At 70.4% G+C, this 759-nt stretch carries 2 pseudogenes; one reads left to right on the top strand and one right to left on the bottom strand.

The features are described 5' to 3' along the window. A pseudogene (locus tag AC1DQP_RS21160) lies at nucleotides 1-290 on the bottom strand (lytic transglycosylase domain-containing protein); the annotation flags it as partial. Between the two features lie 162 nt (nucleotides 291-452). Here AC1DQP_RS21160 and AC1DQP_RS21165 point away from each other — a divergent pair. Beyond that, nucleotides 453-759, top strand: a pseudogene (locus tag AC1DQP_RS21165) (tRNA (N6-isopentenyl adenosine(37)-C2)-methylthiotransferase MiaB); the annotation flags it as partial.

Consider the following 759-nt stretch of genomic DNA (forward strand, 5'->3'; position numbering starts at 1 on the left):
GTGTTGGCGCGATCGGCCTGGACCGGGCTGGCGGGCGCGCTGGCGGTCGCTGTCGGGACCAGTGCAGGCGCTGGCGCGGCGACCGGTGCCGGCGGCGGGGTGTAGCGGCGCGGCGCGCCGCGGTCGGGCCGGTAGCTGCTGACCACGCTGCAGGACGCCCCGGATACGCGCTTGCTGACATAACTGGGCACGCCGTCGGCACCGAGGCACTTGTACAACGTGCCCGCACTGGCCGGCATAGCGGTCAGCGCAGCCAAGGCCAACGCAGCGATCCCCAAGATCCCCTTCATTGTCGGGAGTGTCCCAACTTCGGCGGTGGTTGCCAAGGGGTTGACGCCGGCCGCCAGCGCGGATCGGCCCTGAACCCGTCCGGGGAGTGCTTCCGGCATACAATGCACGGCTCATCGCAGCCAACCGGCTGCCTGCCCGCCCACCCGACTGGAATAAGCGCCATGACCGGGACGCCAGCTTCGACCGCGCCGACTTCGGCCGGCTCCGCCTTGCCTGCCGCCACACCTGATTCGCCCGCCCCCCGCCCCGACCTGATCGCCCTGCCCGGCTCCCGGCCACAGGTGACCGGACCGGTGCGCGGCAAGCTGTACATCAAGACCCACGGTTGCCAGATGAACGAGTACGACTCGTCCAAGATGGCCGACGTGCTGGCCGCCGCCGAAGGCCTGGAGTTGACCGACGACCCGGCCGAGGCCGACGTGCTGCTGATGAACACCTGTTCGATCCGCGAGAAGGCGCAGGAGAAGG

Source organism: Stenotrophomonas sp. P5_A8 (assembly GCF_056400545.1).